General features: G+C 44.7%; 3 tRNA genes and 2 rRNA genes. All 5 read right to left on the minus strand.

Features of this window, described 5'->3' with window-relative positions:
- Positions 1-1,554 precede the first annotated feature (1,554 nt).
- The 5 genes from ACFILD_RS08395 to ACFILD_RS08415 all read right to left on the minus strand — a co-directional run bounded on the left by ACFILD_RS08395 (position 1,555) and on the right by ACFILD_RS08415 (position 5,512).
- Positions 1,555-1,631 (minus strand) — tRNA-Met (locus ACFILD_RS08395).
- Positions 1,632-1,739: 108 nt separating this feature from the next.
- Positions 1,740-1,854 (minus strand): 5S ribosomal RNA (gene rrf / locus ACFILD_RS08400).
- 66 nt (positions 1,855-1,920) lie between these two features.
- A 23S ribosomal RNA gene (locus tag ACFILD_RS08405) occupies positions 1,921-4,735 on the minus strand.
- A gap of 372 nt (positions 4,736-5,107) precedes the next feature.
- A tRNA-Ala gene (locus ACFILD_RS08410) sits at positions 5,108-5,183 on the minus strand.
- A 252-nt stretch (positions 5,184-5,435) separates the two neighbouring features.
- A tRNA-Ile gene (locus ACFILD_RS08415) sits at positions 5,436-5,512 on the minus strand.
- Positions 5,513-5,852 lie beyond the last annotated feature (340 nt).

Consider the following 5,852-nt stretch of genomic DNA (forward strand, 5'->3'; position numbering starts at 1 on the left):
AAGGATTTTGAACTAATCAATCTCAAGCCTCGCCATGCGCGTTTAACTTTTAATGCCGCCCATTCTCTCTCAATTTATATTTTAGAGCTCATGGATCAGCCATAATAAAAAACCATATCACGACTACCAGCATTTTCTCGTGCCATTTTTAATGCCTAAAAAGCATTAAAGGGGGGGTGCTTCTACCCCTACAAAACCAAATATTTCTATAGCATGACAGAATGAGTAATTACACCACCCTATAGTTCTCCTCTTCCCCGCGTTTCTAGGCTCCGCTTCTAAAGTCAGTGGGCAATTTCTGTAAATGCAAAAGGCGCCCTTAAGGATGGCGAATGAGGATGGTGCAAAAGTATTGCCTTGATTATTTTTTTAAGAACAAACTAGCTGGTGTACTATTTTTGGAAAGCTCTCGTGCAGAAATATTATGATGGAGAAGCTAGTCATTATGATAAAAACACAAGTCTTAACTCCGTAAAGAGAGAAAATCTGAGCTTAGATTTAATTCCTACAAAGCCTTTATGCGCGTAAATTACATACCTATACGTTCTTCCCCTACCCTACTTAATTTTATAATAAGACAGCTCCGTATAAAAAACAGCACTATTCTTACATACCATAGCCATTTTCTCTTTACAGGCTTTCTGCTATCAACATAATACTTTACCCTCTTAAAACACTATTTGCAAAAGGTTTGCATCATCACAATGATCATAGGCATAGGCTTGCTACCCCAAAAAGCTTGCTAGGTAAAAATCCGCCTTAGTATTTAGTGATAGAGATAGTGTAGATGTTCAAGGAATTGTGTACAGTTTTTTTGTTACAAAAAGTTGCAGATTGTTTTGAGGATGAAGATATACAGGTACACATAGAACAAAGGGAGGGATGATATTAAAATCCAAGAGAATCTGAGTTTAGATTTAGCCTTGAGCGCCCTTTAAGTGCGTGGCATTACGTACCTATACGTTCTTCCCCTACCCATTTTGCTTCCAGAGGTGCATGATGATTAGTAGCATGCCCCTTCTTATTTGGTTTTTTGTACGCGAGAAGAGTTTCGAGTGATGAGCATTGCATTCCCATGCGCTTAGACGCTACACCTGTTTTTTTCTGCTTTTATTTTCAGAGATTGATGATATTTTTGTTTTCCAGTACTAAGAAGAGCTTTTAGATTTATTGTTTTAGAGAGAAGAAAGCATTCTCTACCTGCCTCTGCCTACCACTGCTTCATTAGCGGCATACCCCTTAGTCCTATTGCATTCTTTTACGGGATGAGAAGACATCCGATCCAGCTCCAAAGCCGCTCCTAGGTCTTGGTGCGTTTAAGGGCCACTAGGTTTTTTACTGTTTTGATAAAGCTTCTATGAGAAAAGTGTAGCAGGAAGGGGAACTTATGTAGGTAAATTACTGACTTTTCCTAGTAGAGGGGAAAGTTTGAATAAAGACTTATTCTATAACATTTTGCATTACGTGCATTATTATATTTTCACGCGATACTATGTGCGTATTGTCATGTTTAGAGGTCATTTGATTTTTATGGGAGTATTAGTTTTGGAACATTGGTTGCGGGGGCAGGATTTGAACCTGCGGCCTTCAGGTTATGAGCCTGACGAGCTACCGGGCTGCTCCACCCCGCGTCATATATTTTAAGACAAGATTTTTTTATTGTCTACTCTGAGTATTGAGCATTGATATTTATCGTTATATTTTTATTTTTGAATTGTTATCTATCATGCCTTTAGCAGACCTGGCGGCGACTTACTCTCCCGTGCCTTAAGACAAAGTACCATCAGCGCTGGAGCGTTTCACGGCCGAGTTCGGGATGGGATCGGGTGCGTTCACTCCGCCATAACCACCAAGTCAGCAAAAAGCATGAATGATGAGAAGCTGGAATTTTATATTTTTGAATGAATATGGGAAATGAGAACGATCAAGTCGATCGAACGATTAGTATCAGTAAGCTTCATGTGTTACCACACTTCCACACCTGACCTATCAACGTGGTGGTCTACCACGGTTCTCAGGGAATACTCGTTTTCAGGTGGGTTTCCCGCTTAGATGCCTTCAGCGGTTATCCCTTCCGTATATAGCTACCCTGCTATGCGGCTGGCGCCACAACAGGTCCACCAGAGATACGTCCATCCCGGTCCTCTCGTACTAGGGACAGATCCTGTCAATATTCCTACACCCACGGCAGATAGGGACCGAACTGTCTCACGACGTTCTGAACCCAACTCACGTACCGCTTTAAATGGCGAACAGCCATACCCTTGGGACCTGCTCCAGCCCCAGGATGCGATGAGTCGACATCGAGGTGCCAAACAACCCCGTCGATATGGACTCTTGGGGGTCATCAGCCTGTTATCCCCGGCGTACCTTTTATCCGTTGAGCGATGGCCCTTCCACACGGGACCACCGGATCACTATGACCGTCTTTCGACTCTGCTCGACTTGTCAGTCTCACAGTCAGGCAGGCTTATGCCATTGCACTCAACAAACGATTTCCGACCGTTCTGAGCCTACCATCGCGCGCCTCCGTTACTCTTTAGGAGGCGACCGCCCCAGTCAAACTACCCACCATACACGGTCCCGAATCCGGATAACGAACTGCGGTTAGACATCCATATCGGTAAGGGTGGTATTTCAAGGATGACTCCACAAAGGCTAGCGCCCCTGCTTCAAAGTCTACCACCTATCCTACACATACAGACACAAATGCCAGTGTAAAGCTATAGTAAAGGTGCACGGGGTCTTTCCGTCTAACCGCAGGAACCCCGCATCTTCACGGGGAATTCAATTTCACTGAGTCTACGTTGGAGACAGCGGGGAAGTCGTTACGCCATTCGTGCAGGTCGGAACTTACCCGACAAGGAATTTCGCTACCTTAGGACCGTTATAGTTACGGCCGCCGTTTACTGGGGCTTCAATTCAATGCTTGCACATCTCCTCTTAACCTTCCAGCACCGGGCAGGCGTCAGACCCTATACGTCGTCTTGCGACTTCGCAGAGCCCTGTGTTTTTGGTAAACAGTCGCTACCCCCTGGTCTGTGCCACCCTCTAACGGTTGCCCGCTAAAGGGTCACGCTTCTTCCGAAGTTACGCGTGCAATTTGCCGAGTTCCTTCAACGTAGTTCTCTCAAGCGCCTTAGTATTCTCTACCAGTCCACCTGTGTCGGTTTGGGGTACGGTCTATATGTGGGAGCTATTTCCTGGAACTGCTTCACTGCAAGATCAATCCAATAAGATCTTACAATATACGCAATCCGTCACTACCCACAGGTCCACGAATATTAACGTGGTTCCCATCGACTACGCCTTTCGGCCTCGCCTTAGGGGCCGACTCACCCTGCTCAGATTAACTTTAAGCAGGAACCCTTGGACTTTCGGCGAGGGAGTCTCTCACTCCCTTTATCGTTACTCATGTCAGCATTCTCACTTCCGATACCTCCAGGAGCTCTCACGAGTCTCCCTTCACAGGCTTACGGAACGCTCCGCTACCACTTACTCCATAAGGAGTAAATCCACATCTTCGGTGTATGGCTTTAGCCCCGTTACATTTTCGGCGCAGGGACCCTTATTTAGACCAGTGAGCTGTTACGCTTTCTTTAAATGGTGGCTGCTTCTAAGCCAACATCCTGGTTGTTTTGGGATCCTCACATCCTTTCCCACTTAGCCATAACTTGGGGACCTTAGATGGTGGTCAGGGTTGTTTCCCTCTCCACGACGGACGTTAGCACCCGCCGTGTGTCTGCTAGTTAGTTCTTCCAGGTATTCGGAGTTTGGTTAGGTTTGGTAATCCGGTGAGGACCCCTAGCCCATCCAGTGCTCTACCCCCTGGAGAATTCGACTAACGCTCTACCTAAATAGATTTCGCGGAGAACCAGCTATTTCCGAGTTTGATTGGCCTTTCACCCCTAGCCACAAGTCATCCCAATCTATTGCAACAGATACGGGTTCGGCCCTTCAGTAAGTGTTACCTTACCTTCAGCCTGCTCATGGCTAGATCACTCGGTTTCGGGTCTAATCCAACGAACTGAACGCCCTATTCAGACTCGCTTTCGCTACGCCTACACCTACCGGCTTAAGCTTGCTCGTTAGACTAAGTCGCTGACCCATTATACAAAAGGTACGCCGTCACCCAGAACGAATCTTGGGCTCCGACTGTTTGTAGGCATTCGGTTTCAGGTACTATTTCACTCCCCTTGTCGGGGTACTTTTCACCTTTCCCTCACGGTACTGGTGCGCTATCGGTCATGCACGAGTACTTAGGCTTGGATCGTGGTCGACCCATGTTCAGACAGGATTTCACGTGTCCCGCCCTACTCTAGGACTTAAATCAGATTTACGTATACGGGACTATCACCCACTTTGGTACGACTTTCCAGTCGTTTCTACTTTTCTTAATTCAAGCCACTGGCCTGGTCCGCGTTCGCTCGCCACTACTAACGGAGTCTCGTTTGATGTCCTTTCCTACAGGTACTTAGATGTTTCAGTTCCCTGCGTTTGCTTCTTACACCCTATTTTATTCAGGTGTAGATACCTTTATTAGATGACTAGAAAACTAAACTGTCTTTTTGCAAAAACAGCTTAATTTTTCTAGCCACCAAAGGTGGGTTGCCCCATTCGGAAATCTACGGATCAAAGGGTATTCGCACCTCCCCGTAGCTTATCGCAGCGTATCACGTCCTTCATCGCCTGTGCATGCCAAGGCATCCACCAAATGCCCTTAAGACACTTGATCGTTCTCATTGCCAATATTCATTCACGGTTTGTCTGCTTCTCTTTATCTTGTGCAAAATAAAGCGCAAAACAAACCAAATATCAGCAGAAAAGACCAGCTTCTCGAGATATATTCAATGGCGCGGTTAAGCTTCCAATCATAAGCAAGGGCTTTGAGCATTCCCTTGCGACACAATGTCTCTTTTGAAGATTTCTGTTTCTTTTTAAGATTTTTTCTTAAAATATTGCTCTCTAGAACAAATTTTGCTCTTTAGAACAAACAGTTCAAAAGGAACATGTCTGAATATATCTTCTCTTCACAATTTCAATAGAACAAGCAAAAGATCACTGGACCTTTTACAAAGACTGTTCTTACAACATGATGATGACCTAATGGTGGAGCCGGACGGGATCGAACCGACGACCCCCTGCTTGCAAAGCAGGTGCTCTCCCAGCTGAGCTACGGCCCCTAAATAATGCTCTTTCAAATCAACCTTAACCAGATTTATCAACTTGAATTACCTGTACTATTTTGATTTGTATCATTTAAATTTACCTGTACCACTAAGGGATTTTAAAAGCCTCTTTGAAAGCTTAATAGGATAAATTTAACAAATAATCTTTGGATGATAAAATAAAATCCTTAAAAATAAACAAAGATCGAAAAGTCTTTAATACACTAAAGCTTCATACTCTTGGATAAGCAAAAAACGAGCATAAATTGGTGGGCCTGGGAGGACTTGAACCTCCGACCTCACGCTTATCAAGCGCGCGCTCTAACCAACTGAGCTACAAGCCCTCCGGGATAAACCGGAAAACCTTCCCCGGCATCATCTTAAATCACTGGAAAAGCTTTTACTCATTTCCTTTTAAAGCCTTTTTTAAAAACCCATAAGTTTTAATAAATCCATGTTTTTTAAAATCCATGGCACCTTGAAACACATGTTTTTCTTTGAAAAACGTGGAATGATTATGATGTGAGGCTTTACTTTAAGAGATCGCCAGAAGGCTTGGGATCATCATCTGAAGAAAGAGAAACGAAGACGGCACGTCTGCTTTTATATTGTCAACACATGAGCACTAAGCCCTCAAATACTTCTCTCAACAGAGGTAGGGGGCCTCAAAGAGACGGGGGGGGG

It is taken from the genome of Bartonella sp. CL162QHHD, assembly GCF_042195435.1.
GTDB lineage: Bacteria > Pseudomonadota > Alphaproteobacteria > Rhizobiales > Rhizobiaceae > Bartonella.